Genomic DNA, 24,848 nt, shown 5'->3' with positions numbered 1-24,848 from the left:
TGCATGCTATATGGGAACTATTCAAATAGAAAATATGAGTTATAAATATGATCAAATGGTGGACAACTTGTTTGATTCGCTTAATCTACAAATAGATGAAAGTTGGAAACTAGGTTTGATTGGTCGTAATGGCCGTGGTAAGACAACCTTGATGAAAATTTTATTAGGTAAATTACCATATCAGGGCAAGATTGTTTCCAACTTGAATTTCTATTACTATCCACAAGACGTCACAGATAAAAATCGACCCACAGTAGAAATCGTCAAAGAATTGACTGATTTGGAAGATTACGATCTTTGGAAGATTGAAGTGGAGTTAGATAAACTACAAGCCAAAACGGACATTTTAGAGCAAGACTTTTCGACCCTTAGTCCAGGAGAACAGACCAAAGTTTTGCTGGCGATTCTATTTATTGATGACTATGGCTTTCAATTGATCGACGAACCAACCAACCATTTGGATATTGAGGGACGTAAGGTCGTCGCTGATTATCTAAAGAGTAAACAAGGATTTATCGTTATCAGTCACGATAAAACCTTTTTGAATGAAGTTATTGATCATGTCATTTCGATCAATCGTCAAAATATTGATATCTATAAAGGAAACTTTGATGTTTGGGAACAAGAGAAGAGTCGGCAAGATGCGTCTCAGTTAGAAGAAAAGGAACAATTACAAAAAGATATTTCAAGACTGCATGAGACAGCCGTCAAACGAGAAAATTGGTCCAATCAATCTGAAAAGCAGAAGAATAAAACTGGCTTACAAAAAGTTAACCTCGACAAGGGGTTTATTAGTCACAAAGCTGCCAAGATGATGAAGAAAGCTAAGACAGTTTCTAAACGTGTTGATTCGGAGATCGAAAAGAAACAAGGCTTGCTTAAAAATATCGAGATCGAAGAACCGATCAAACTTAATTATCAAGCAGTATCGCATCCTAAAAACCTTGTAGTTGTCGATAACTTGGAATTAGTCCATGATGAATTAAAGACACCAGTAACTAGTTTCAAAGTGCCGATTAATCAAGTGGTTTCATTAGTCGGACGTAATGGTATCGGTAAGACGACCATCTTCAAACAAATTTTAGGTATTAAGCAACCATTTAAGCAGAATGGTGAACTGAAGATCGCCAATAATATTAAAATATCTTATTTGGCTCAGGAAGATGAGTTAACTGGTGAGATCAGACAACTTGCTGAGGAAAGGAAAATCGATCCAGAAATGATTTTTTCTAATTTGCGTAAGTTAGGATTTGAAAGAAATCTATTTGATCAACCAGTTGAAAGTATGAGCCAAGGTCAGAGACGAAAGGTCGCATTGGCAATCAGTTTATCTCAAGAAGCAAATTTATATTTGTGGGATGAGCCGTTGAATTTTTTAGACGTTATCACTCGTCAGCAAATTGTCGATGCAATAAAAAAACAGCATCCAACGATGCTGCTGATCGACCATGATAAAGACTTGATCGATGAAATATCTGATCAAAAAATAATATTGGAAAACTAGAATTATATTGAATATTATTGCTATCCATGATAACATTAAACACCGTTAGTAAATTTAATCTCTATTTCTGCAAAAGATTTAGGGCAAAGGAGCGACATAGAATGAAAACAGGAATTCATCCAGATTACCATCAAGTCGTATTCATGGACTCATCAACAGGTAAGAAGTTCTTAGCTGGTTCAACAGTTGAATCAAATGAAACAACAGACTTCGAAGGTAACGAATATCCACTAATTCGTGTTGAAATCTCATCAGACTCACATCCTTTCTACACTGGTAAACAAAAGTTTGCTCAAGCAGATGGACGTATCGACCGTTTCAACAAGAAATATGGTTTGCAAAACAAATAAAAAGCCATCCTTTCTCGGGAAGGCTTTTATTTTTTAGTTTTTTTTGACTTCATGTGTGAAAATACCCAACTGAAGTTGATCAAGGCCAAGATACTTGTACTTATGAATACAGCAGAGTAGCTTAGGATACTGGAGATGTAGGAACCTATCAATGGTCCGCAGACATTTCCGGCAGCCTGAAATGAAGCATTGTATCCAAAGATTCGTCCGGTATATTTCGTATCAGAGTTCTTTGCCAGAATAGTCTGAACTTGTGGAAATAGACAGGCATCAGAAACACCGACTAAAAATCTCAACATACCTAGTTGCCAAACATTTGTGACGAAGGCTTGTGGGATATATACGATAACGGCAAATAGCAAACCACCGATCAAAATCTTTTCTGTACCGATTTTATCGCCTAGAGCACCAAACCTTGGCGCAGCGATGACATTGGCAATTCCGGGCATGGCAGCTATCACTCCCGCAATGAGGGTGACTTTGTCTGATCCATGCATCAATTGCTTAACATACAGACTGATGATCGGATTGATTGAATTATTGGACATCTGGATGATCATGGTTGTAACGAACATTGCCAGGATCAAGTTTGGATTTTTAGATTTGTGGAAGATTTCAGATGTACTGGCTTCTTCATCTTTAGTAACAGGTTTAAAGTCTTCCTTTATAAAAATGACTACGAGGATAAAGGCTGTGAATAACAGTGATCCAGTAACCATAAATGGAATTCTAAAACCTAGGTATTGTGCGATCACACCACCCGCAAGTGGTCCTAGTAAGGTACCAGAGATAACACCAGTATTTAAGGTACCGAGTGCTTTGCCGCTTTCGGATCTTGGTGCAGTTGATGCGATCAAGGTACTAGCGTTACTAACGAACCCAGAGAAGACACCTTGAAGTAGTCTTAAAGCGACTAATTGCCAAGGTGCGGTGACGAATGCTTGTAAGAAGATCACAATCGACATTCCTAAGGCGGCACGGATCAGCATTAATTTTCTACCTTTACGATCGGCAATCTTCCCCCAAATTGGAGAGGCAATCGCCATGACTAAGAAGGTCGCTGAGAAGGCCATACCATTCCAGATCACAAGTTGGCTTTTGGTTAAATTGCCTAGTTGATTAATGTATAATGGCATAAAGGGTGTAATCATACTGAAGCCGATTCCGGTCATGAAAGTACTAAACCAGAGAACTTTTAGATTTCTTTTCCAATAGTTGTTACTCTGTGGTTTATCTTTTGTCTGGGAAGTCATAGTACATCAAGTCCTTTCTAAGTATTTTAGTATACTCTTTTTATATGAACAGTATTAAATATTTTTTTAGAATTGGGGAATTCTTTTCATGAAAATGAAGTTAAAAGAAGTTTATTCTGCTTTAAAATTAGATGTTGACGATATTGCTGATATTGACGTTACCGGGGTCTGCTTTGATAGCCGTAAAGCTGAAGCTGGCGACTTGTTCTTTCCATTAAAAGGAGAGCGCGACGGTCATGATTTTATCAACAGTGCAATCGAGAATGGTGTGCATGCTACAATATGGCAAAGTGATCACGAGATTCCCAATCATGATATTCCTTATGTCGTGGTTAAGGATGTTTCTGAAGCTTTTGATACTTTGGCTAAATACTATCTCGCAAAAGTTAATCCTAAGGTTATAGCAGTAACTGGTAGCAATGGTAAGACGACTACAAAAGATATGATTGCTAGTGTCTTAGAAACAAACAACAACGTTGCCAGGACCCAGAAGAGTTTTAACAATGAAATCGGTGTTCCATATACGATTTTGAATATGCCTATCAATACTGAAGTATTAGTAGTAGAGATGGGTATGGATCGTACTGGCCAAATCGAACACCTAAGCAGTTTAGCTAATCCTGATATTTCAGTTATAACGATGATTGGGGAAGCTCATATCGAATTTTTCGGTACTAGAGACAAAATTGCTGATGCCAAGATGGAAATTGTTTCACACTTGCAAGAAGATGGAAGATTCATATATAACGGGGATGAACCCTTACTTAGAGAACGGGCAAAAAATGTTGAGCAACGCAAGTATACTTTCGGACGCAAGAATGATGAGACCCTTTATGCAACTGAAATAAATGCTGGTAAAAATTCTACGAGCTTCAAAACTAATCTTTGGCCAGAGATTGAATTTACAATTCCAATGATGGGCGATTATAACGTGAATAACGCACTTGCAGCATTATTGGTTGGACTAGAATCACATATTAAACCAGAAGCAATGCAGAAGGCTCTAAGGAACCTTTATGTAACAGAAAATAGAACTGAGTGGTTGAAAGCAAGTAACGGTGCTGATATTTTGAGTGACGTTTATAATTCTAATCCAACCGCTGTGATCGAAGTTTTGAGCAACCTCAAGAATATTCCAACAGAAGGAAGAAGAATCCTTGTACTGGGTGATATTTTAGAGTTAGGCGATGCTTCTAGGGAACTACACGAATCATTGGCAAACTATATAAATTCAGACGATTTTGCCAAAGTATATTTGGTCGGCGACTATATGAAATTCTTGGCCGACAAGCTGGCTGTAAAATACAGTTCAGACGATTTGAATTGGTATCAAAAAGATCAGTTAGATAAATTAACTGATGATATAAAGAAAGAATTAAACTCAAGTGACACATTATTATTAAAAGCAAGTCATGGAATCCATTTAGAAAACGTTTTACATGCGTTAATTTAAGTTTGCCATTTGAGAATGATAGAGAAACGTGATAAAGTAAACGTCTGTGATTTTATCGTGTTTTAACTTGGAGGATTTTTGTGAAATTTAACGAATTAAATTTAGATTCAAAACTATTAAGTGCTGTTGATGAAGCCGGGTTCGAAGAAACAACCCCCATCCAAGCACAAACTATTCCACTAGTATTAGCTGGTGATGACGTAATTGGACAAGCCCAAACAGGTACAGGTAAGACAGCTGCCTTTGGACTTCCTATCTTGGATGCAGTAGACACGGCTTCAAGTGACATTCATGCCTTAATTATTTCACCTACAAGAGAGTTAGCTATTCAAACTCAAGAAGAGTTATACAAATTAGGTAGTAAGAAAAAAGTTAGAGTTCAATCAGTATATGGTGGCTCTGACATTAGAAGACAGATTCGTTCTTTAAAGAATCACCCTAACGTTCTTGTTGGTACACCAGGTCGTTTACTTGACCACATTAACCGTCACACGGTTAAGTTAGCAAATGTAAAGACGGTTGTTTTAGATGAAGCCGATGAAATGTTGGACATGGGATTTGTTGAGGATATCGAAAGTATCCTTTCTAATGTTCCTCATGAACATCAAACATTGTTGTTCTCAGCTACAATGCCTAAGCCAATCATGAAGATTGCTGACAAATTTATGACAGATCCAAAAGTTGTTAAGATTAAGTCAAAAGAATTAACAGCTGACAATATCGATCAATACTTTGTTAAGGCTCGTGACTTTGAGAAGTTTGACCTTATGACACGTATCTTCGATGTACAGGCTCCAGAACTTGCATTGATCTTCGGACGTACAAAACGTCGTGTTGACGAATTGACAAGAGGTTTGCAAGCACGTGGATATAATGCAGAAGGTATTCATGGTGACTTGTCACAAGATAAAAGAACTAGCGTTTTGCGTAAGTTCAAATCTGGAAAATTAGACTACTTAGTAGCTACTGATGTGGCTGCCCGTGGACTTGATATTTCTGGTGTATCACATGTTTATAACTATGATATTCCTCAAGATCCTGACAGCTATGTTCATCGTATTGGACGTACAGGTCGTGCCGGACACTCAGGTGTCTCTGTAACATTTGTTACACCAAACGAAATGAGTTACTTACGTACAATCGAAAATCTTACTAAGAAGCGCATGACACCACTTGCTCCACCTTCAGATAATGATGTTCTAAAGGGTCAAATGGAATCTGTTAAAGATGAAATTAAAGATACTTTAACTCATAATAAGATGGATCGTTTCGACGACATCGTTACAGAATTATTAGGTGAGTATTCAGCTGAAGATCTTGTCAAAGTACTCTTGAATGACATGATCAAAGATGCTGAGAGTGTTCCAGTTAAGATTGCGCCTGAGAGACCACTTCCATCAAGGAAAGTTAGTCATAACAAGTCTGGTCATGGAAGACGTCATCGTGGAAACGGCGGCGGTAATTACCGTGGCGGCCGTGACGAACATCGTTCAAGAAGACATGATGATCATCGTGGTGGACACTCAAGCCATGCAAGCAGTGACAAACGTCACGGCAGCAATGGCAACGGTGGCAACAAGAAGAAACAAGGTCAATCAAAGAAGTCATTTAAGATTAGAACAACAATCTAAGCTTGAGAATGTAGAAATACAATAAAATGATTTATAATAAGTATTACGAGGGGACAAGGTAATTAATTTTACTTTGTCTTTTTTTGAGAAAAAATGATGGAGAATGATAGATGATAAAAGGATTGGGAGTAGACATTGCCGAAATTGAGCGAGTAAGGAACATCTACAAACGTTTACCAAAGTTTGCAGATAAGATTCTTACGTCTGAAGAATTTGAAATATTTAATACCAAAAAAACTGAGAAGGCCAAAATGACCTATTTAACAGGTCGCTTTTCTGCTAAAGAAGCTTTTACTAAAGCTATGGGTACAGGTCTGGGCAAGATTGGTTTTCACGATTTAAGTATCCTTAATCACGAATCAGGTCAGCCTTACATCAAAACAGATGTTTTTTATGGTAGAATATTCATTTCCATTTCAGATACGGATGAATTAGTGATCACGGAAGTAATTCTAGAGGAGGATAATTAATGTTACCATCAACACATAGACCTGCCTACGTTGAAGTGAGCCTAGATAATTTAAAACATAATTTACAAAGTGAGATCAATAACGTTCCTAAGGGAACGGCAGTATTTGCCGTTGTAAAGGCGAATGCTTATGGTCATGGACTTGTTAGAGTAGCACATGCAGAAGTTGAATATGGAGCCTCTGGACTCTGTGTGACAACATTAGATGAAGCCCTAGAGATACGTAATTCAGGGATTAAAGTTCCTATCCTAGTTTTGAGTATTACTCCAGTACAACATGCAATTTTAGCAGCTAACAATGATATTTCTTTGACGATCGGTTCATTAGATTGGTTAGAGCAAGCAGCTAACGAAAATGTTTCTAATTTGAAGATCCATATTGGTGTCGACAGTGGTATGGGTCGAATCGGCTTCCGTAATAAGGATGATTTGATTGAGGCCTGCAACTATATCAAAGACAATCCTGATAAATTTGTACCAGAAGGACTGTTTACACACTTTGCTACGGCTGATAATCCTGACAAAACGTATTTCTTGAAACAGGTTGCACGTTTTAAGGAATTGAAGTCAGACCTACCACTAGATTTCAAATATGTTCATTGTGCTAATACTGCCACTGCCTTGTGGCATCAAGATTTGGCTATTAACATGGTGCGTTTTGGTATTGGTCTATACGGATTGAATCCATCAGGAACTGATATTCCTGAAGTTCCTTTTGAGTTAAGGCCTGCATTGAGTCTTCATTCAGAGCTAGTCTTTGTTAAAGAAATCGCAAAGGGTGAAAAAGTTGGTTATGGAGCTACCTATACTAGTGACAAACCAGAATGGATAGGTACGGTACCAATTGGATATGCTGACGGCTGGTTGAGAAGGATGCAAGGATACGATATTTTGATCAATGGCGAGAGATGCCAAATCGTTGGACGTATCTGTATGGATCAGTTTATGGTCCGTTTGCCTAAGAAATTACCAGTTGGAACTAAAGTTACTTTGATCGGTAAGGATGGTAATGAACAGATAACCGCTACTGATGCGGCCAAATACGCTGATACCATTAACTATGAGATTCTCTGCTGTTTGACAGATCGGCTACCTCGGATTTATAAATAATCCGAAAATCAAAAAAGGATGATGCCTAAGCATCATCCTTTTTTGCTGTAGGAATATTCCTACAGTACATTTTTAGTTTGAATTGTGAACAATTCAATTTATATTCTCTGGCGGGAATGTGTGGGAATCGAACCCACCCAAGAAGCTACTAACCCCTCATACTAGTTTTGAAGACTAGAAGGAACACCAGAACCTATCCACTCCCAGAAACAATGATATCATAAAAAATTCAATATTCAATGTGGCATTTAAAAAAATCCTGTGCGGGATTAATGGATATTCCATTTGTATATAATTTCGTCACATTGTGATTGATTGTGTTAACAGATGTAATCGGACAGTATACTACAAAGAAAGGTATATTGGTAGTGTGTCAAGTGATTTTTTATTTTAAATAAATATCGAAATTGCTATTAAAATTATGAATATTTTGTGATACTATGAACTTGCGAATGAAAACGTCAACAATATTTCGCTATCATATTTGGAGGGAGGTGAAATGATGGAAAAAGTCACATATTTACTAAAGCAACACGTTGGTGCACCCGATAAGCCAATTGTCGAAGTAGGCCAACATGTTTTGCGAGGGGAACTTATTGCAGAACCTAATGGATTAGGTGCTAATATTCATAGTAGTCTAACAGGAACAGTCACAGCCGTTGAGGATGACAGAATCATTTTGGATCCCGACGAGGAACAAGACATGGAAGACTATGTCAAACTTCCTGAAACTGATGATTATCTAAAGGCAATTGAAAATGCCGGTGTCGTAGGTGCTGGTGGTGCTGGATTCCCAACAGCAGTTAAACTTTCAAATAAGATTCCCGGCGGTTATTTAATCGTTAATGCCGCTGAATGTGAACCTCTATTTTGTCATAATACTGAGGTTGAAGAACGTTATCCAGAAGAAATTGTCCGTGGAGTTAAATACTTACTAGAAATTACAGGAGCTAAGGTTGGTTACATTGCAATCAAGAAGATTCACCATGCTGCAGTACTTGCACTTGGTAAAGCTTGCAAGAATGAACCAAATATTCAAGTTAAATTCTTGACTAATATGTACCCAGCTGGTGATGAAAGAGTAATTGTCAGACAATTACTCGACATAGTTCTTAAACCAGGCGAATTACCTATCAAGGCAAATGCAATTATTCAAAACGTTGAGACAGTTAAAAGAATTGTTGAGGCTATTGAATTGAGAAAACCTGTTATTGATAAAGATATTACCGTTGACGGAAGAGTTAAGGAACAATCGACTGTATACGAGAATATTCCGATCGGATTGTCAGCTAAACACTTTATCGATGCATCTGGTGGTTACGTTAATCCACATGGTGATATCACAGTTGGTGGTCCATTTACTGGACATACTGGAAGTGAAGATACACCTGTTACAAAGACAACAAGTGGATTCTTAGTAGCAATGCCATACCCCGATACTCATGGTAAGAAGTTCGGTATTCTTGAATGTGAGTGCGGTGGACAGGAACCTCGTCTTCGTGAAATAGTTGATAAAATGGGTGGAAAAGTAGTATCTTTCCGCCGTTGTAAGAGAATGGTTTTAGTAAATGGAAGATATCGTTGTAGTCTTCCAGGAATTTGTCCTGGACAGGCTGATGCAGTCCTTGGAATGAAGAAAGAGGGAGCTGAATCAATTTTGACTGGTACATGTCAGGATTGAACAAACACCGTAACCGGTGTAGCTCCTCGTGTAGGAGTTTCAGTTTATCATTCTACAGATCACGTTTTAAGAGCAGCAGGTCATAGACTATATCGTAAACTTCCATCTGATTTTCAATCTAAGTAATTTTCAAGGGAGGTAGACAGGATATGTCTATAACTAAAGAAACAGCCATGGATCATATTAATGACCCAGCTGTCCTATGCTGTAGAGCAGAGGGCGGAATTACTATCGAAGCACCAAATTTGGAAGATCCATCATTATTTGATGACTACGTTGATTCCGGACTTCTAGAATTACCAGATGATGTTTTAAAGATTGGTCAAGTACTAGGCGCAAAATTGAGTGAAACAACAGATGCACTTATTCCTTTAACACCTGCAAATGTTGAAAATATTCAATCAATGGATGACGATAGTGATGACGCATCAACTGATGATGATAGTTCAGATGCAGACAATGCACCTGTAGCTACTGAAGACGTGAATACTGCACCAACAACAGTTGCACCAGCTTCTGTTACAAGTACTTCTAATGGAACAATCAAGATCGATATTGCAGAAGGTAAAGGAATTCATTTAGAAGTTCCTATGGCCTCAGCAGTATCAGCTGCACCAGCAGCTCAAAGTGAAGCTAAATTAGCAGCTGACAGCAATGCCGCCGTTGCTACAGCTTCAAATGACTCAGCAGATGCTTCATCAGACGATGACGAAGTAGAAGCTAAAGTTATCAGAGAGCTAGAACGTGATCATGTTCAAATCGACAAAGTTGAATTTGGCGACAAGACAGAGATCAATGGTACAACATTGACTATTAGAACACCTAAAGACTTGTGTGAAGAAGCTGTTGAAACTCAAGATATCGTTAAAGATATGACTTTAGACATCATTACACCTGACGATTATGACAAATATAGTGAAACAATCATGGATGTTCAACCAATTGCTACAAAGACTGAAGGAGAAATCGGTACAGGTGTTACACGTGTAATCGATGGAGCTGTCTTTATGTTAACTGGTACAGATGAAAACGGAGTTCAAATTGGTGAATTCGGATCATCTGAAGGTGAAATGAACAAGAATATTATGTGGGGTCGCCCTGGTTCTCCAGATAAAGGCGAAATCCTAATTAAAGCTCAAGTAACAATTGAAGCAGGACGTAACATGGAACGTGTAGGTCCTTTGGCTTCCCATAAAGCCGCTGATGTTATTACTCAAGAAATCAGAGAAGCTCTTAAGAAGGCTGATGCTAGTCTTATTACTAAGAAAGATGAGCTCAAACAAGTACGTCATCCAAAACAAAAGCGTGTTGTTATTGTTAAGGAAATCATGGGACAAGGTGCTATGCACGATAACTTAATCATGCCCGTAGAACCTGTCGGTACATTAGGTGCTAAACCTAACGTTGACCTTGGTAACTTACCAATCATGCTATCACCTCTTGAAGTATTAGATGGTGGTATCCACGCTTTGACATGTATTGGACCTGCTTCTAAGGAAATGTCTCGTCACTACTGGCGTGAACCAATGGTTAAAGCTGCTATGGACGACGAAGATATTGACTTAGTAGGTGTATTGTTTGTTGGTTCACCACAAGCAAATACTGAGAAATTCTACGTTTCAAATAGACTTGGAATGACAGTTGAAGCAATGGACCTTGATGGTGCTATTGTTACAACTGAAGGATTTGGTAACAACCATATTGACTTTGCATCACATCTAGAACAAATTGGTTCAAGAGGCGTTCCAGTTGTTGGTATGTCATACTGTGCCGTTCAAGGTGCTCTTGTTGTTGGTAACAAGTACATGGACGCAATGGTTGATAATAACAAATCTGCTCAAGGTATTGAAAATGAAATTCTTGAGAATAACACATTATGTCAAGAAGATGCAATCAGAGCTCTAGCTATGTTGGAAACAAAGATGGCTGGCGGTAAGATTGAAAAAGCTGAACGTAAGTGGAATCCAAATGTTAAGGAAAATAACCTTAAGGTTATCGAAGAACATGATGGAATCAAGATCGACAGAGCTCCAAATGAGCAATCATTGCCAAAGAGCAAAAAGAGACTTGAAATCTACGAAAAAGAATAATGAATGAAGGGTAACTGGTATGGATAATTACGATTTATTAAATTACGCATCTACAGAACGACTTTTTGAAGGAATCATTTCAGAAGTTACAGATGCAGGTGTCATGATTGAATTAAAGGGAAGATTAGGTACTCTCAAAATACCTAAGAGAATGTTGATTTCTGAACATGAGCCACAAATTGGCCATGAAGTAGGATTCTTAATGTCCTATCCCGAAGTCCTATCCGAAACCCCGAATGCAGATTACGTTAAAGCTATTGATGATTATAAAAAACATCAAGTTGAGATAAAACAGCGTACTAAGGAAAGGAAGGAAGAATAATGTCCTTAAAGAAGTATGATGGCTTACAGTCAGAGATTTATGTTCCTATCACACCTCAGCCTGTTTGGGCACCTGTTACAAAGAAGCTGAAAGATATGAAGATCGGAATTGCTACTGCTGCTGGTGTTCATCTAAAAAGTGATAAAAGATTTAATTTAGCTGGTGATACAACTTACCGTGAGATCCCTTGGGATACAAAAGCGGAAGATTTAATGGTATCACATGGTGGTTACGATAACAGTGATGTTAATAAAGATATTAACTGTATGTTCCCAATCGATAGATTACGTGAACTTGCAGATGAAGGCTTCATTAAAGGTCTAGCTCCCACTGAGTATGGTTTCATGGGTGGTGGTGGTGACATCGAAGCCTTTACAGATAAAACTGGTCCAGAAATTGCTAAAAAATTAAAGGCTGAAGATGTTGATGCCGTAATTATGACTGCCGGTTGAGGAACTTGTCATAGATCTGCCGTGATCGTGCAGAGAGCAATCGAATCCGTTGGGATTCCTACAATTTTAATTGCCGCATTACCTCCAGTAGTACGTCAAAGTGGTTCACCTAGAGCAACTGCTCCTCGTGTACCAATGGGTGCTAATGCCGGTGAACCTCACAATGTTGAAATGCAACATGGCATTGTTAAGGACACTTTGAAGCAACTTGAAATTCTTGATTCACCAGGAAAAATTGTGCCTTTACCATATGAATATATAGCTAAGGTCTAGTTTGACCATAAAAGGAGGGTATATATATTCCCTCCTTTTATTGTTAGTAAGGGGATTTTCAAATGAATAAAAATACTCTAACTATAAATGCATTTTCAATGCAAGATGTCACAATTGGGCCAAAGTATCATATAACAAATACCAGCATGGAAATACCAGATCATCCATTATTTGATATTGACGATCGGCTAAAATCCATTGAGATCAAAATAGTTGATCCCAAGGATTGCCATTTTAAAATAAATACAATTATGGATGTTATCCCAATCTCTACAAAGGTTTTGGGTAATATTGGGTATGGCATGTCGAATACATTGACTGGTGTCAGTGTAATATTGACCGGTGCTGATGAAACTGGTGTGCAATTGCATGAATTTGGTTCTTCAGATGGCTATCTTGATGAAAAAATTAAATTTGATACAGATGGTACCCCTAGTTCTGATGATAAGATCATCTTAATTGATGTGACTTTGAAATCGGACTTTGAGTTCAATCGTAAAACCTGTGAAATGGTGTTTAATAGTGCTGATCAATTTCTACAACCGATCAGAGAAGAATTAAAAGTTATGAACGGCCGCAATGCCGCTGAAAGCTTTGAATATGAAGATATTAAACATCCGGGTAAACCGAAAGTTGCTATCGTAAAAGAAGTAGCTGGACAAGGTGCCATGTACGACAACATGGTTTTTGCAAAAGAGCCAGGCGGTATTGAAAAAGGTATATCCATTATTGATATGGACAATATGCCCATTCTACTTTCTGCGAATGAATACCGCGATGGTGCTATTCATGCCTTAGTTTAGGAGGTAGCAAAATGGGTATTGGACCTTCAACAAAAGAAACAACTATGCATCATTTCCATGATCCACTAGTCAGAGTTGTAGCAAGCGACCCTGATGTAGATTTTCAAGGAGTTATCCTTGTGGGAACACCCCAAGATAATTATCTAAAGAATCTGGTAGGTCGAAGAACTGCTTTTTGGCTCGAGGCTATGCGTACTAACGGAGCTATTATTTCAGCTGATGGTTGGGGAAATTCCGATGTGGATTTCATTAATACTATGACTGAGATCGGTGACAAAGGTATCAGTATCGTTGGGCTGAAGTTTATTGGTAAACAAGCGGGATTTGTGGTCGAGAGCGAACACACAAAATTTGTATTAGATATTAATAAATCAAAAAGTGGAACTGAAACCGAAATTGTTGGTGATAATAATCTTAATGAAAAAGACGCTCATAAGGCGTTGGGACTATTAAAATTAAAAATGAGAAAAGATGGACAAGTTACAAAATAGGAGGGAAACATAATGCAATTTAGTAGAAGCATGACTGCAATCGATTCACATACAGCTGGAGAAGCGGCTAGAATTGTTACTGGTGGTATTCCAAAGCTTATTGGTAATACAATCGCTGAAAAGAAGCAGTATTTGATCGATAATTATGATGATATTAGAACATCACTCATGTTAGAGCCACGTGGCCATCATGAAATGTTCGGTGCTTTCTTACTTGAACCATGTAATCCAGAAGCTGACTTTGGTATTGTCTTTATGGATACTGGTGGTTACTTAAATATGTGTGGTCACAACACAATTGCTGCTGTTACAGCTATTGTTGAAACAGGTATGGTTGATGTTGAACCAGGCGCAACTGAAAAGAAGGTTGTCTTAGACACACCAGCTGGTTTAGTTCACGCTGTTGCACATTTAAAAGAAGGCCTACAAGTAGAAAGCGTTTCGTTCCAAAATGTACCTTCATTCCTATACAAAAAAGACGTTAAAGTTAATGTTCCTGATATTGGGGAAATCACTTTGGACATCTCATTTGGTGGAAGTTTCTTCGCAATTTTACCAGTTTCAGAAATTAACGAAAAAATCGAAGCAAGCAATTCACAAAAATTAGCTGATGTAGGTATGAAGATCTTACATGCAGTTAATGATCAAGTTGAAATTCAACATCCAACTTTGGACTACATTAAGACAGTTGATTTAGTTGAAATGTATGGCGAACCAAAGGATGAAGAATCAACATATCAAAACGTTGTTGTCTTTGGTGACGGACAAGTGGACCGCTCACCTTGTGGTACTGGTACAAGTGCTAAGATGGCTACATTACATGCTAGAGGAGAACTTGATATTGACGAAAAATTCGTTTATGAAAGTATCCTTGAAACAAAATTCTACGGCCGTGTAGTTAAGGAAGTAGAAGAAGGCGGACTACCAGCAGTAATTCCAGAAGTTACTGGTTCAGCCTGGATCACAGGATTTAATAATTTTATGTTCGACCCAACAGACCCATTGTCAAAAGGTTTCGAACTGAAGTAGTAGAGGAGGAGACACCGTGGTTTTAATTGTACAAATTATTTTAGCAGTAGTATTGGTCTACTTTTCTATTATATTTTTTACCGATTACTACAAGCATAGACATGAAAATGACGGAAATATTGCCGTCGCAGCAGGAATTGGCGCAATTACAAACTTTTTAGATGCTTTAGGTATCGGAAGCTATGCACCTACCACGTTGCTATTAAAAGTTACAAAGTATTTGAAATCAGATAAATTGATTCCAGGTACACTTACAGTTGCCTGTACAATTCCAGTTATCACTGAGGCATTCTTATTTATCAATGCCATTAAAATGGAAGGTACAACATTGTTATCAATGGTTGCCGCAGCTGCAGTTGGATCATTTATTGGTTCTAAAGTTATGACTAAATTCAATGAGAAAATCATTAGAATCATTATGGGTATTGCACTATTCTTAACAGCCATTTTGATGTTATTGAAACAAGTCGGATTTATTAATGCTTTAGGTGCTGGTAATACGGCCCTTGGACTTCATGGCACTAGCCTAGTTATTGCCATTGTTATTAACTTTTTCTTGGGTGCACTTATGACGGCCGGTGTTGGTTTGTACGCACCATGTATGGCTTTGGTTTATATGTTAGGAATGAATCCACTAGTTGCGTTCCCTATCATGATGGCTTCATGTGCTGTACTTATGCCAGTTGCAAGTAGAGAATTCGTTAAATCAGGAGACTACAACAGACGTGGTAGTTTAGGTATCACAATTGGTGGTATTGTCGGTGTTGTTATTGCCGTTATGTTTGTTAAGAGTCTTGATTTGACAGTTCTAACATGGCTAATTATCGTAGTGGTTACATATACTGGTTTATCAATGCTTTATCAAGGTTTGAAACAAAAAGAAACAGCTTAGTTATTAAATTGAGGTTTTATTAAATTATATGGAGGGGATTATTATGGATACAGCTGATAGATTAATTGTTTGCGGTGGATGTAATGCTAAACTTGGTCCTGGTAAATTAGAGAATATTTTAAAGGATCTACATCAAGATAAAAAACCAAACGTAATGGTTGATTTTGAAACAACAGATGATGCTGCTATTTTAAAAATAAATGATGACACTGCAATTATTCAAACAATTGATTTCTTCCCTTCAATGGTAAGTGATCCGTATCTATTCGGGCAAATTGCTGCTACTAATGCTCTTAGTGATGTTTGGGCAATGGGTGGTTCAGTAGTTTCAGCTTTGAATATCGTCGGTTTCCCTGAGGAAATGAATCAATCTATTTTACACAAGATCTTAAAAGGCGGACTTGAGAAAGTAACTGAAGCCGGTGGCTTCTTGGCAGGTGGTCATTCCATCCAAGATCATCGTCCAAAGTACGGGCTTTCAGTTAACGGAATCGTTTCACCTAAAAAGGTTTTGAGAAATGATACGTGTAAATTAGGTGATGATCTGATTTTAACCAAGCCTTTGGGCGTTGGTATTGTCACGACTGCATACGGAGCTGAGCAAATTGGTGAAGAGGAGTTTAATGAAGCCATAAAGAGTATGACAACATTAAATAAATACGCTGCTGAAATTATTAGAGATTATCCTGTTACAGCATGTACTGATATCACAGGATTTGGCCTCTTAGGTCACTTAAATGAATTTTTACATGACGAATATACGGCTGAGCTAGACTCAACTAATATTCCAATGATCCCCGCTGCATATGATTGTGCTGAAGAGCTATTAGTAACAGGTGGTGGCCAACGTAATCGTATCTTCTTAGATGGCAAGATCGATTTCACTTTCGATGATCCTGCACTTGAAGAAATTCTGTTTGATCCCCAGACATCAGGCGGTTTGATGTTCAGTGTAGATCCAAAATATACTGATGAAATATTAGACAAATTAAACCAATTAGAGCTTCCCAGTGCAAAAATTGGTAAGATTGTACCGAAGGGTGATTCAGAGATCGTAGTTAAATAAGGAGAGTGTAATTTTGAAAAAAATTAATGCGTTAGATAAGGTTTGTCCAGCACCAATTATTATGGCAAAAAGAGCTTTAAAAGAAACTGATGAAGTTGAAATTTTAGTAGACGACGATATGGCACCTCAAAATCTTAAGAAGTTAGCTGACCAAAAGAGCTACGACTATGATGTTAAAAAAGGTGATAATAATCAGTTCACTGTCACACTGAAAAAAACTGAAAAATCACATGATCAAGCCGAAAGTTCTTCCCTCAATGACCAAGGCAGTTCATATATCGTTGTGATCAATACAGATATCATGGGGCATGGAGACGATACTCTTGGTAAGAATCTCTTACATGGGTTCGTATCTTCATTAACTGAACAAGATGTTCTACCTGATAAGATCCTTTGTTATAACGGTGGTGTAAAATTACTTGTTGAAGGATCAGATTATTTAACAGACTTGAAGGCTCTCGAAGAAGCTGGCGTCAAAGTTATGGGATGTGGAGCATGTCTCGACTACTTCAACTTAAAAGATAAGTTAGCTGTAGGTACCATTACCAATATGTTCAGCATTGTTGAAATGATGAGACAACAGAATCGTATCGTAAGACCAGATTAGAGGCTAAGATAAAATGGAAACAAAATTTGGATTATTGACATTTTCGACTACCCACCAGGCGATTGCAACAAACGAACTTTTAAAGAGTAAACAAGAGTTTGAAACCAGCATAATTTCGACACCTGGAAAGATTTCGGCTGGATGTGGTATGAGTGTCAGATTCAATTATTCAGATAAAGATGCTATTTTGAAACTTTTAACTGATGAAGATCTGCATTTTCAAAACATCTATGTGGGAACACGTGTGGGTGTTAGAATTACTTATGAATTAGACGATTAAAAGGAGTTATCATGGAAACAATAGGTCAAGATCAAATAATTATAGCGACTGCAGGACATGTTGATCACGGTAAAACTACTTTAATCAAAGCTTTGACAGGAATCGATACTGATTCCACAGAAGCAGAAAAAAAGCGAGGCCTAACCATTAACTTGGGCTTCGCTTTTTTCGATTTACCGAATCATGAACAAGTAGGTATCGTTGATGTCCCTGGTCACGAGAAATTTCTAAAAAATATGATTGCAGGACTTAGTGGAATCGACTTAGTCCTCTTAGTTGTTGATGCTGCCGAAGGCATTATGCCTCAGACAATTGAGCACGTTGACATCATGTCATTGCTTGGAATCGACAATTATATTGTTGTTTTGAGTAAAATTGACACAGTCGATGCAGAGATGAAAGAGTTAGTTACAGAAGATGTTAAAGACTTCTTGGACAAGCACAATATCGACGCACCGATCCTAGGTGTTGATGCTATCAGTGGTACTGGTATGAAAGAATTGATCAAGGTTATGGATGAGAAAGTTGAAAACATCGAAAAACCTAAGATCAATGGCATTCCAAGGATCAATGTTGACCGTTCATTTTCTATCAAGGGATTTGGGACGATCGTTACCGGAACTCTCCTTGAAGGTGAATTGACTACCGACATGACCCTGGAGGCTTTTCCTAGCGGCAAACAAACTAAAATAAGAAATATCCAAGTTCACGATCGCAATGTAAAGCGCGCTGAACCCGGAACAAGAACAGCTATCAATTTGACGAATCTGAAAACATCTGAAATTCGACGGGGGGATGTTTTGACGATCCCTGACAATATCAAGAAAACATGGATGCTTGATGTTGACTACAAGATGTTGCCGGATAAAGATGCAAATTTACTAGGGTTATGGACTCGTGTTCGAGTTTATTTAGGAGCACGTGAGATCATTGCTCGAGTCGTTCCTTTAGGTATCGAACAAATTGATGCTGATAAGGATAACTATCTCCAACTTCGTTTGGAAGAACCAGTTGCCGTCAAAAAGGGTGATCGTTATATCTTACGGACATATTCACCTATGGTTTTGATCGGTGGCGGTAGTGTGCTTGATCCTAATCCAGACAAGCATCGTCGTTTTAATGAAAAGGTATTGAAGCAATTATCAGTCAAAGCATCCGGTAATCAAGAACAAATCGTTTTAGATTTTCTTGATAATTCGAGTGCTTTAGGATCAAAGATCCCTGAATTGGCAGACTATTTAAACTTATCCAATGATGATGTTCAAAAGATGGTCAGTGATTTGGTAAAACAAAAAGAAATCGTGAAGATATCTGGTTTGATCATCAAAAAATCTAAACTAGAAGATTTTGATAAAGAAATTCTCGACACACTTTGGAATTATCATAAGAAGAATCGCCTGCAAAAAGGTATGCCTAAGGAAGAATTGATCACTAAGTTCAAAATTTCGGTCGATGATAGTAAGATAATGGAAAAAATCTTAAAGAAGATGGCCGAATTAGGACAGATCAATATTTTAGGATCACTGATCTCCGCTGGTGACTTTGAAGTCAAATATAACAAGTATCAACAAAAGGCCCATGATGAAATTATTAACGAGTTGAATAAATCACCATTGATGCCACCTAACTTTGATGATCTAATTGGATCTGATAAGACTAAGGAAGAAGTACTTAAAGCTATCGAAGGTGAAGAGGTCTTTCGCTTAGGTGAAAAGAACGTTATGCTGAAGTCAGCTTTTGACGAAGTGTCAAAAAAGGTCGTCGATTATTTGAAAGAAAATGAAACGATGACTTTGGCTGAGTTTAGAGATCTAACTGGAGCTAGTCGTAAGTATGGAATGATGACACTTGAGTATATGGACAAGTTAGGAATTACTCGTAGGAAAGAAAATATGAGAATTTTGGCAAAGAAGGAATTGTAATGATCTATTTTGATAATGCTGCAACTACTGCAATTAAACCCAAAGAAGTCGGAGAGAGTGTTTCAAATGTTTTGGTAAGCGGTCTTTATGGTAATCCCGGTCGTGATTCATCTGAATTCAGTGTTAACAGTGGGGTTGTCGTTAATCAGACTAGAGATAAGCTTGTGAAACTGTTTAATGTTCCATCCAATGATTTAGTCACATTTACTACTAATGTCACTGAGAGCCTTAATACAGTTTTAAAGGGTATCCTTAGAGAAGGTGACCACGTCATCACAACTGATTACGAGCACAATTCTGTTTTGAGACCTTTGGCTCAATTAAAAGAGAAACGAAATGTTGACGTTGACTATGTAACTTTTGATAAAGAAACTGGGTTGCTTTGTGTTGAAGATTTTGAAAAGTACTTGAAACCCAATACTAAGGCTGTTGTCTGTAATAATGCATCAAACGTAACTGGCTATGTTTTGCCGATCAAGCAGATCAGTGAATTTTGTCAGAAACACGATCTATTGTTGATCGTTGATGCTGCTCAAACAGCTGGAGTTGAAGACATCGATATTCAAAGAGATAAAATTGATGTGCTTTGTTTTACTGGTCATAAATCATTGTATGGACCACAAGGTATTGGTGGAATCTGTTTTAGAAAACCAATCGAAATTGAACCATTAAAGAGCGGTGGAACTGGAATTGATTCTTTCAACACAAGTATGCCTAAGTTCTTCCCAACACGCCTTGAAGCGGGAACAATGAATGTGCCTGGAATCGTTGGTCTATCAGCGGGTATTGATTATGTAAATAAAAAAGGTATTGATAATATTAAAAATTATATTAATGGTCTTGTTTCGAGAATTATGGAAACTTTACAACAATACCCGGAAATCAAAATCTATACCCCACTTAATGCTGAAATAACTGGTACAGTTGGATTTAATATTGGTGATATTGACTCTGCTGAAGTCGGTCAGTGGCTTTGGGATAACTATCAAATTGCTACTAGGCCTGGAGCTCACTGTGCACCAAGAGTTCATGAAAGATATGGCACAGTAGAACAAGGTATCGTTAGGATCTCACTGTCTAGTTTTAATAAAGATGAAGAAGTTGATATTTTCCTAAAGGCAATCAAAGAATTTATGGATATTTATAGAAGGGGACTCTAATGGATCAAAAAAAGCTATTCAGAAGTTTACCATCAGTTAATGATTTGCTAAATTCCGATAAGATATCGGAACTGTCAAAAACAGTCGGTGCTAATGAACTGAAAAATTTGGTTCAAGAAGCGATTGAAGATGCTCGTCAATCAATTTTGAGTGGTGATATAACTGATGCTGGTGAAGTGTCGATTGACTGCATGTATCAAGATTTTTTAGGTAAGATCGAGGATGATCGAGTTTTGGAATTGCAACCAGTTATCAATGCTACGGGAGTAATTCTCCACACTAATTTAGGTCGTGCTAAATTGGCTGACTCGGCTCGTGTGGCTATCGATGCCATTGCTAGTAATGCAACTAACTTGGAATATGACATTACTTTAGGAGAACGTGGTGATCGGTACAAAGCTATCGGTAAATTAGTTAGTGAATTGACAGGAGCTGATGATGCTATTGTTGTTAACAATAATGCCGCAGCCGTAATGTTAGTCTTGAGTACTTTCTTTGGTAATAAAGAAATCATCACTTCTCGTGGTCAATTAGTTGAAATTGGCGGTTCGTTTAGAGTTCCTGATATTATCACCTCAACTGGTGGAATATTGCATGAAGTGGGGACAACTAACAAGACCCATTTACGTGACTATGAAAATGCCATTAATGAGAATACCGGTGGTTTCTTGATTGTTCATACAAGTAATTATAAAGTTATCGGCTTTACTGAAACTCCTGATTCTAGAGAATTAAAGAAGCTAGCTGAAAAGTATGATTTACCACTTATGAATGATCTAGGAAGTGGTTTGATGCTTGATCTATCCGAATATGGTCTAGGTAGAGAGCCAACTATCAGTCAAGAATTACAAAACTGTGATTTGGTAATGTTCTCAGGGGATAAATTACTTGGTGGACCACAAGCCGGTATTATTGCAGGTAAACAAAAGTACATCGATAAATTGAAACATAATCAGTTATTGAGAGCCTTGCGTGTTGATAAGATGACCTTAGCCGCTTTAACTGAAACTTTGAAAATTTATCGTGATCCAGAAAAAGCTATGACTGAAATACCGGTCTTGAATGCTTTAACTGTTAGTGAGGATAAGTTGAAAGAACGTGCTGAAAACTTGTTGTCGCTAATAAAAGAAAAGACTTCATTCGATGCTGAAATAGTGGCCGGAGATACAGTCGTTGGTGGAGGGTCATTCCCAGATGTTAAATTGCCAACATACCTTCTTAGTCTTGAGTCTGATATTCCAGTTGTGAAGTTGGATAAGCTTTTGAAGTATGCTAAATATCCACTGATTTCGAGAGTTCATGATGAAAGTATTTTATTTGATATTAGAACAATTGATGATCCAGAATTTGATAAGATCATTACGGATTTGAATGAGATAAAAAAATAAAAAAAGAGATCAGCTAGTTTTCTAGCTGACCTCTTTTTTTATAACGTGTGTTTATCTAAAATTTTTCCAGAATTCAGATCATCGATTTCTGAAACTATAAAGCTCTTTTTCTCTAAACGAGTGATGATATTTTTCAAATCATCGATTGTTGTTTCAGCGGGCAAGGTGAAAAGATTTCTTCTAACAACTTCATTTGTCTTGGCATCAAGTGTGATACAACCTGAAATTGATACGTATTTAGCAATGATTTTTAACATTTTCGCCAAATCACCACGTTCGCCAGTTGAACTAACGGTTAGAACATAACTGCTGACTTCCAAATTCCAAGCATCAGACAACATTGTCAAAAGGCTGGCATGAGTCAAAATTCCGTAAAACATATTTGATTCATCCAAAACAGCAATGTAAGGAAGATCCTTGATATTAAAGAAGACTTTGAAGAATGGAGAATCAACATTGATTGTCTTGGTAGCATTCTTCATCAAAGTTGTGACGGGAAGACTCATATCGCCTCCACGTGATTTATGACGGTAGATGTGCATTTTATAAATATTTCCCCTAAATATTTGACCGCTTTCATCTAGGATAGGAACACACCTAAAACCTGATTCCTCAAGGACTTTCAACGCTTCTTCAAGTGTGACAGTTTCTTTTACTGTAACTAATTTATCTTTTTTAAGTACTAATGACTTAACTAACATATATTTCACATCCAATCCAACTATATGAAAACAATGATACAGTAAATTTTCACAAAAAAAAAGAATGCCTAAGCATTCTTTTATCAATATTAAGGATTATTGACGACCCTTGATACCTGTAGCTTCAAAACCATCTTTAAGAATCTTTGTAAGTTCTGCAGCTGATTGTTTCATTTGTTTTGATTCTTCATCATTTAATGGAACTTCAATGATTTGTTTTAGACCTTTACGGTTGATGATAGCAGGTGAACCAATATAAATATCAGAGATACCATATTGACCAGTCATCATATTTGATAGTGGAAGAACTGTGTTCTCATCACTTAGCAAGGCTTTTGAAATTCTTGCAAGAGCAGTACCGATACCATAGAATGTAGCACCCTTAGTATTGATAATGTCATAAGCTGCGTTAACAACCTTCTTGTAAATTCCATCAAGAGTAGCTTGTGTTACTTCTGGATGTTGTTCCATCCATTCGGCCATTGTTACGCCACCGATTGATAGATGTGACCAAGCAGCAAATTCTGAATCACCGTGTTCACCCATGATATATCCGTTAACTGAACGAGGGTCAATTCCTAATTCTTCACCAACGAATTTTTGTAATCTAGCAGTATCTAGTGATGTACCTGAACCAATTACACGTTCCTTAGGGAAACCTGAAAGTTTCCAAGTAGCGTATGTCAAGATATCAACTGGATTTGCGGCAATCAAGAAGATACCATTGAATCCTGAGTCAACAATTGGATCAACAATTGTTTTCAAGATGTTAAGGTTTTTGTTAACAAGGTCAAGTCTTGTTTCACCTGGTTTTTGTGGTGCACCAGCAGTGATAACAACAAGATCAGCGTCTTTAGCATCTGAGTATTCACCAGCGTGAATATTCTTAGGGAATGAGAATGGAAGTGCATCAGCAAGATCCATTGCGTCACCCTTAATCTTATCTTTAGCGATATCACAGATAACTAATTCTTGTGCAATACCTTGTAGTGTCATAGCGTAAGCAAATGTTGAGCCTACAGCGCCGTCACCGACTAGAAGTACTTTTTGATGATTCTTTTCGTTTGTTGGAGTCGTCATATTAAATATCATCCCTTCAAAATAAATATGTTCCGCTTACAATTATACAAATAAAGCATGAAAATAAACAGGGGCATTGTAAAAAAAGTAAAAATTAACTACTTTTAAAATGATATAATTGAAGTTCGAAATGAGGTATTGATATGAAATTAATCGTTGGTTTAGGAAATCCCGGAAAAAAGTATGATCGCACAAAACATAACATGGGTTTTATGACGATTGACAAATTAATGGATGAATATGGTCAAACACAAATGAAAAAGGACTTTGAAGCAGAATATTGTAAATTCAAAGTTGAAAATGAGACAGTATTTTTAGTCAAACCATTAACTTTCATGAACGAGTCGGGAAGGGCAGTTAAATTCTTGATGGGTTATTATCAAATTCAACCAGATGAAATTATGGTCATTCACGATGACCTAGATATGCCAATTGGTAAAGTGAGATTACGCGCCAAGGGTTCAGCAGGTGGTCATAACGGAATTAAGAGTATAATTTCATCTGTTGGTACAAAAGATTTCAATCGGATTAAGATAGGTATTCAGCATCCTCAAAAACAAACCGTTGTAAATTGGGTTTTAACACCATTTTCAAAAGATAACGAACCAGTTGCTTTAGCTGGAATTGATAAAGCAGCTGATGCCGTTAAAGATTGGGTTGCTGGAGATAGCTTTGATCAATTGATGAATAAATATAATTAGAGAGCGCAGGAGGGACGTTCAGCTTCTGAGCATTGCCTAGAACAATGAAAATGACGGTCTATGTCATATTCATTGTACGTAGCAAGCACAAGAAGTTGTTCCTCCGGAGCTCGTTTAAATCAGAGGGCTAAATCCGATTT

24 protein-coding genes and 1 tRNA gene are annotated in these 24,848 nt (G+C 37.5%); 21 read left to right on the top strand and 4 right to left on the bottom strand.

The features are described 5' to 3' along the window. Positions 1 to 10: 10 nt before the first annotated feature. Both abc-f and EKM64_RS01750 read left to right on the top strand, forming a co-directional pair. Complete coding sequence (gene abc-f, locus EKM64_RS01755; protein WP_125674964.1) at positions 11 to 1,504, top strand: ribosomal protection-like ABC-F family protein; 1,494 nt, start codon at positions 11 to 13, stop codon at positions 1,502 to 1,504. 101 nt (positions 1,505 to 1,605) lie between these two features. Next, entirely contained in the window at positions 1,606 to 1,854 is a 249-nt protein-coding gene (locus EKM64_RS01750) for a type B 50S ribosomal protein L31 (protein WP_125674962.1), read from the top strand. 26 nt (positions 1,855 to 1,880) lie between these two features. On the opposite strand, the gene EKM64_RS01745 is transcribed toward EKM64_RS01750, so the two are convergent. After that, the gene (locus tag EKM64_RS01745; RefSeq protein ID WP_125674960.1) at positions 1,881 to 3,107 is read right to left on the bottom strand and encodes a multidrug efflux MFS transporter; all 1,227 of its coding nucleotides are present in this window, start codon (positions 3,105 to 3,107) and stop codon (positions 1,881 to 1,883) included. 88 nt (positions 3,108 to 3,195) lie between these two features. Between EKM64_RS01745 and EKM64_RS01740 the strand changes: the two genes are divergently transcribed. The 4 genes from EKM64_RS01740 (at position 3,196) to alr (ending at position 7,770) form a co-directional block, all read left to right on the top strand. Then, a complete protein-coding gene (locus EKM64_RS01740) occupies positions 3,196 to 4,560 on the top strand; it encodes a UDP-N-acetylmuramoyl-tripeptide--D-alanyl-D-alanine ligase (RefSeq protein WP_125674958.1) in 1,365 nt (454 codons plus the stop codon). A gap of 80 nt (positions 4,561 to 4,640) precedes the next feature. Beyond that, a complete protein-coding gene (locus tag EKM64_RS01735) occupies positions 4,641 to 6,191 on the top strand; it encodes a DEAD/DEAH box helicase (RefSeq protein WP_125674956.1) in 1,551 nt (516 codons plus the stop codon). 110 nt (positions 6,192 to 6,301) lie between these two features. Beyond that, positions 6,302 to 6,661, top strand: coding sequence for a holo-ACP synthase (acpS, locus tag EKM64_RS01730; RefSeq protein WP_125674954.1), 360 nt, complete (start codon positions 6,302 to 6,304; stop codon positions 6,659 to 6,661). After that, the gene (gene alr, locus EKM64_RS01725) at positions 6,661 to 7,770 is read left to right on the top strand and encodes an alanine racemase (RefSeq protein ID WP_125674952.1); all 1,110 of its coding nucleotides are present in this window, start codon (positions 6,661 to 6,663) and stop codon (positions 7,768 to 7,770) included. The genes acpS and alr overlap by 1 nt, the downstream gene beginning before the upstream one ends. Before the next feature lie 108 nt (positions 7,771 to 7,878). Here the strand turns inward: alr and EKM64_RS11350 are convergent. Then, positions 7,879 to 7,975 (bottom strand) — tRNA-Sec (locus tag EKM64_RS11350). A 297-nt stretch (positions 7,976 to 8,272) separates the two neighbouring features. Here EKM64_RS11350 and prdC point away from each other — a divergent pair. From prdC to selA, 14 genes are all read left to right on the top strand, one after another. Beyond that, the gene (gene prdC, locus EKM64_RS01720; protein WP_191988512.1) at positions 8,273 to 9,577 is read left to right on the top strand and encodes a proline reductase-associated electron transfer protein PrdC; all 1,305 of its coding nucleotides are present in this window, start codon (positions 8,273 to 8,275) and stop codon (positions 9,575 to 9,577) included. Positions 9,578 to 9,600: 23 nt separating this feature from the next. Beyond that, positions 9,601 to 11,541, top strand: a complete 1,941-nt coding sequence (gene prdA, locus EKM64_RS01715; RefSeq protein WP_125674951.1) for a D-proline reductase (dithiol) proprotein PrdA — start codon at positions 9,601 to 9,603, stop codon at positions 11,539 to 11,541. A gap of 19 nt (positions 11,542 to 11,560) precedes the next feature. Further along, complete coding sequence (locus EKM64_RS01710; RefSeq protein ID WP_125674949.1) at positions 11,561 to 11,863, top strand: CBO2463/CBO2479 domain-containing protein; 303 nt, start codon at positions 11,561 to 11,563, stop codon at positions 11,861 to 11,863. Continuing rightward, positions 11,863 to 12,588, top strand: coding sequence for a D-proline reductase (dithiol) protein PrdB (prdB, locus tag EKM64_RS11630; RefSeq protein ID WP_125674947.1), 726 nt, complete (start codon positions 11,863 to 11,865; stop codon positions 12,586 to 12,588). Before EKM64_RS01710 ends, prdB begins: the two co-directional genes overlap by 1 nt. 62 nt (positions 12,589 to 12,650) lie before the next feature. Further along, positions 12,651 to 13,391: a proline reductase cluster protein PrdD gene (prdD, locus tag EKM64_RS11625; RefSeq protein WP_125674945.1), complete on the top strand. Its 741-nt coding sequence runs from the start codon at positions 12,651 to 12,653 to the stop codon at positions 13,389 to 13,391. Between the two features lie 11 nt (positions 13,392 to 13,402). Beyond that, positions 13,403 to 13,882 (top strand): glycine/sarcosine/betaine reductase component B subunit, encoded by a 480-nt coding sequence (locus tag EKM64_RS11620; protein ID WP_125674943.1) that lies wholly within the window; start codon positions 13,403 to 13,405, stop codon positions 13,880 to 13,882. A gap of 12 nt (positions 13,883 to 13,894) precedes the next feature. After that, complete coding sequence (locus EKM64_RS01690; RefSeq protein WP_125674941.1) at positions 13,895 to 14,911, top strand: proline racemase family protein; 1,017 nt, start codon at positions 13,895 to 13,897, stop codon at positions 14,909 to 14,911. 16 nt (positions 14,912 to 14,927) lie between these two features. Then, a complete protein-coding gene (locus tag EKM64_RS01685) occupies positions 14,928 to 15,803 on the top strand; it encodes a sulfite exporter TauE/SafE family protein (protein WP_125674939.1) in 876 nt (291 codons plus the stop codon). Between the two features lie 43 nt (positions 15,804 to 15,846). Next, a complete protein-coding gene (gene selD / locus EKM64_RS01680) occupies positions 15,847 to 16,869 on the top strand; it encodes a selenide, water dikinase SelD (RefSeq protein ID WP_125674937.1) in 1,023 nt (340 codons plus the stop codon). Between the two features lie 13 nt (positions 16,870 to 16,882). Then, the gene (yedF, locus tag EKM64_RS01675; protein WP_125674935.1) at positions 16,883 to 17,476 is read left to right on the top strand and encodes a sulfurtransferase-like selenium metabolism protein YedF; all 594 of its coding nucleotides are present in this window, start codon (positions 16,883 to 16,885) and stop codon (positions 17,474 to 17,476) included. A gap of 13 nt (positions 17,477 to 17,489) precedes the next feature. After that, positions 17,490 to 17,756 carry a DUF3343 domain-containing protein gene (locus tag EKM64_RS01670; RefSeq protein WP_125674933.1) on the top strand — a complete coding sequence of 89 codons (267 nt, stop codon included), beginning with the start codon at positions 17,490 to 17,492 and terminating at the stop codon, positions 17,754 to 17,756. 11 nt (positions 17,757 to 17,767) lie between these two features. Continuing rightward, the gene (selB, locus tag EKM64_RS01665; protein ID WP_125674931.1) at positions 17,768 to 19,678 is read left to right on the top strand and encodes a selenocysteine-specific translation elongation factor; all 1,911 of its coding nucleotides are present in this window, start codon (positions 17,768 to 17,770) and stop codon (positions 19,676 to 19,678) included. Next, the gene (locus EKM64_RS01660) at positions 19,678 to 20,838 is read left to right on the top strand and encodes an aminotransferase class V-fold PLP-dependent enzyme (RefSeq protein WP_125674929.1); all 1,161 of its coding nucleotides are present in this window, start codon (positions 19,678 to 19,680) and stop codon (positions 20,836 to 20,838) included. The genes selB and EKM64_RS01660 overlap by 1 nt, the downstream gene beginning before the upstream one ends. Next, on the top strand, positions 20,838 to 22,226 hold the full coding sequence (gene selA / locus EKM64_RS01655; RefSeq protein WP_125674927.1) for an L-seryl-tRNA(Sec) selenium transferase: 1,389 nt from the start codon (positions 20,838 to 20,840) through the stop codon (positions 22,224 to 22,226). The genes EKM64_RS01660 and selA overlap by 1 nt, the downstream gene beginning before the upstream one ends. Positions 22,227 to 22,264: 38 nt before the next feature. Here selA and cbpA read toward each other — a convergent pair whose 3' ends face one another. Next, positions 22,265 to 22,927 carry a cyclic di-AMP binding protein CbpA gene (gene cbpA, locus EKM64_RS01650; RefSeq protein ID WP_125674924.1) on the bottom strand — a complete coding sequence of 221 codons (663 nt, stop codon included), beginning with the start codon at positions 22,925 to 22,927 and terminating at the stop codon, positions 22,265 to 22,267. Between the two features lie 96 nt (positions 22,928 to 23,023). Further along, positions 23,024 to 24,007 carry an L-lactate dehydrogenase gene (locus EKM64_RS01645; protein WP_125674922.1) on the bottom strand — a complete coding sequence of 328 codons (984 nt, stop codon included), beginning with the start codon at positions 24,005 to 24,007 and terminating at the stop codon, positions 23,024 to 23,026. 143 nt (positions 24,008 to 24,150) lie between these two features. Here EKM64_RS01645 and pth point away from each other — a divergent pair, with 143 nt between their 5' ends. Beyond that, the gene (gene pth, locus EKM64_RS01640; RefSeq protein ID WP_125674920.1) at positions 24,151 to 24,708 is read left to right on the top strand and encodes an aminoacyl-tRNA hydrolase; all 558 of its coding nucleotides are present in this window, start codon (positions 24,151 to 24,153) and stop codon (positions 24,706 to 24,708) included. Positions 24,709 to 24,848: the final 140 nt, after the last annotated feature.

Source organism: Companilactobacillus keshanensis (genome assembly GCF_003946205.1).
Classification (GTDB): Bacteria; Bacillota; Bacilli; order Lactobacillales; family Lactobacillaceae; genus Companilactobacillus; species Companilactobacillus keshanensis.
The sequence above is the reverse complement of the archived record's forward strand: the minus strand, read 5'-3'. Positions and strand labels throughout refer to the sequence as shown.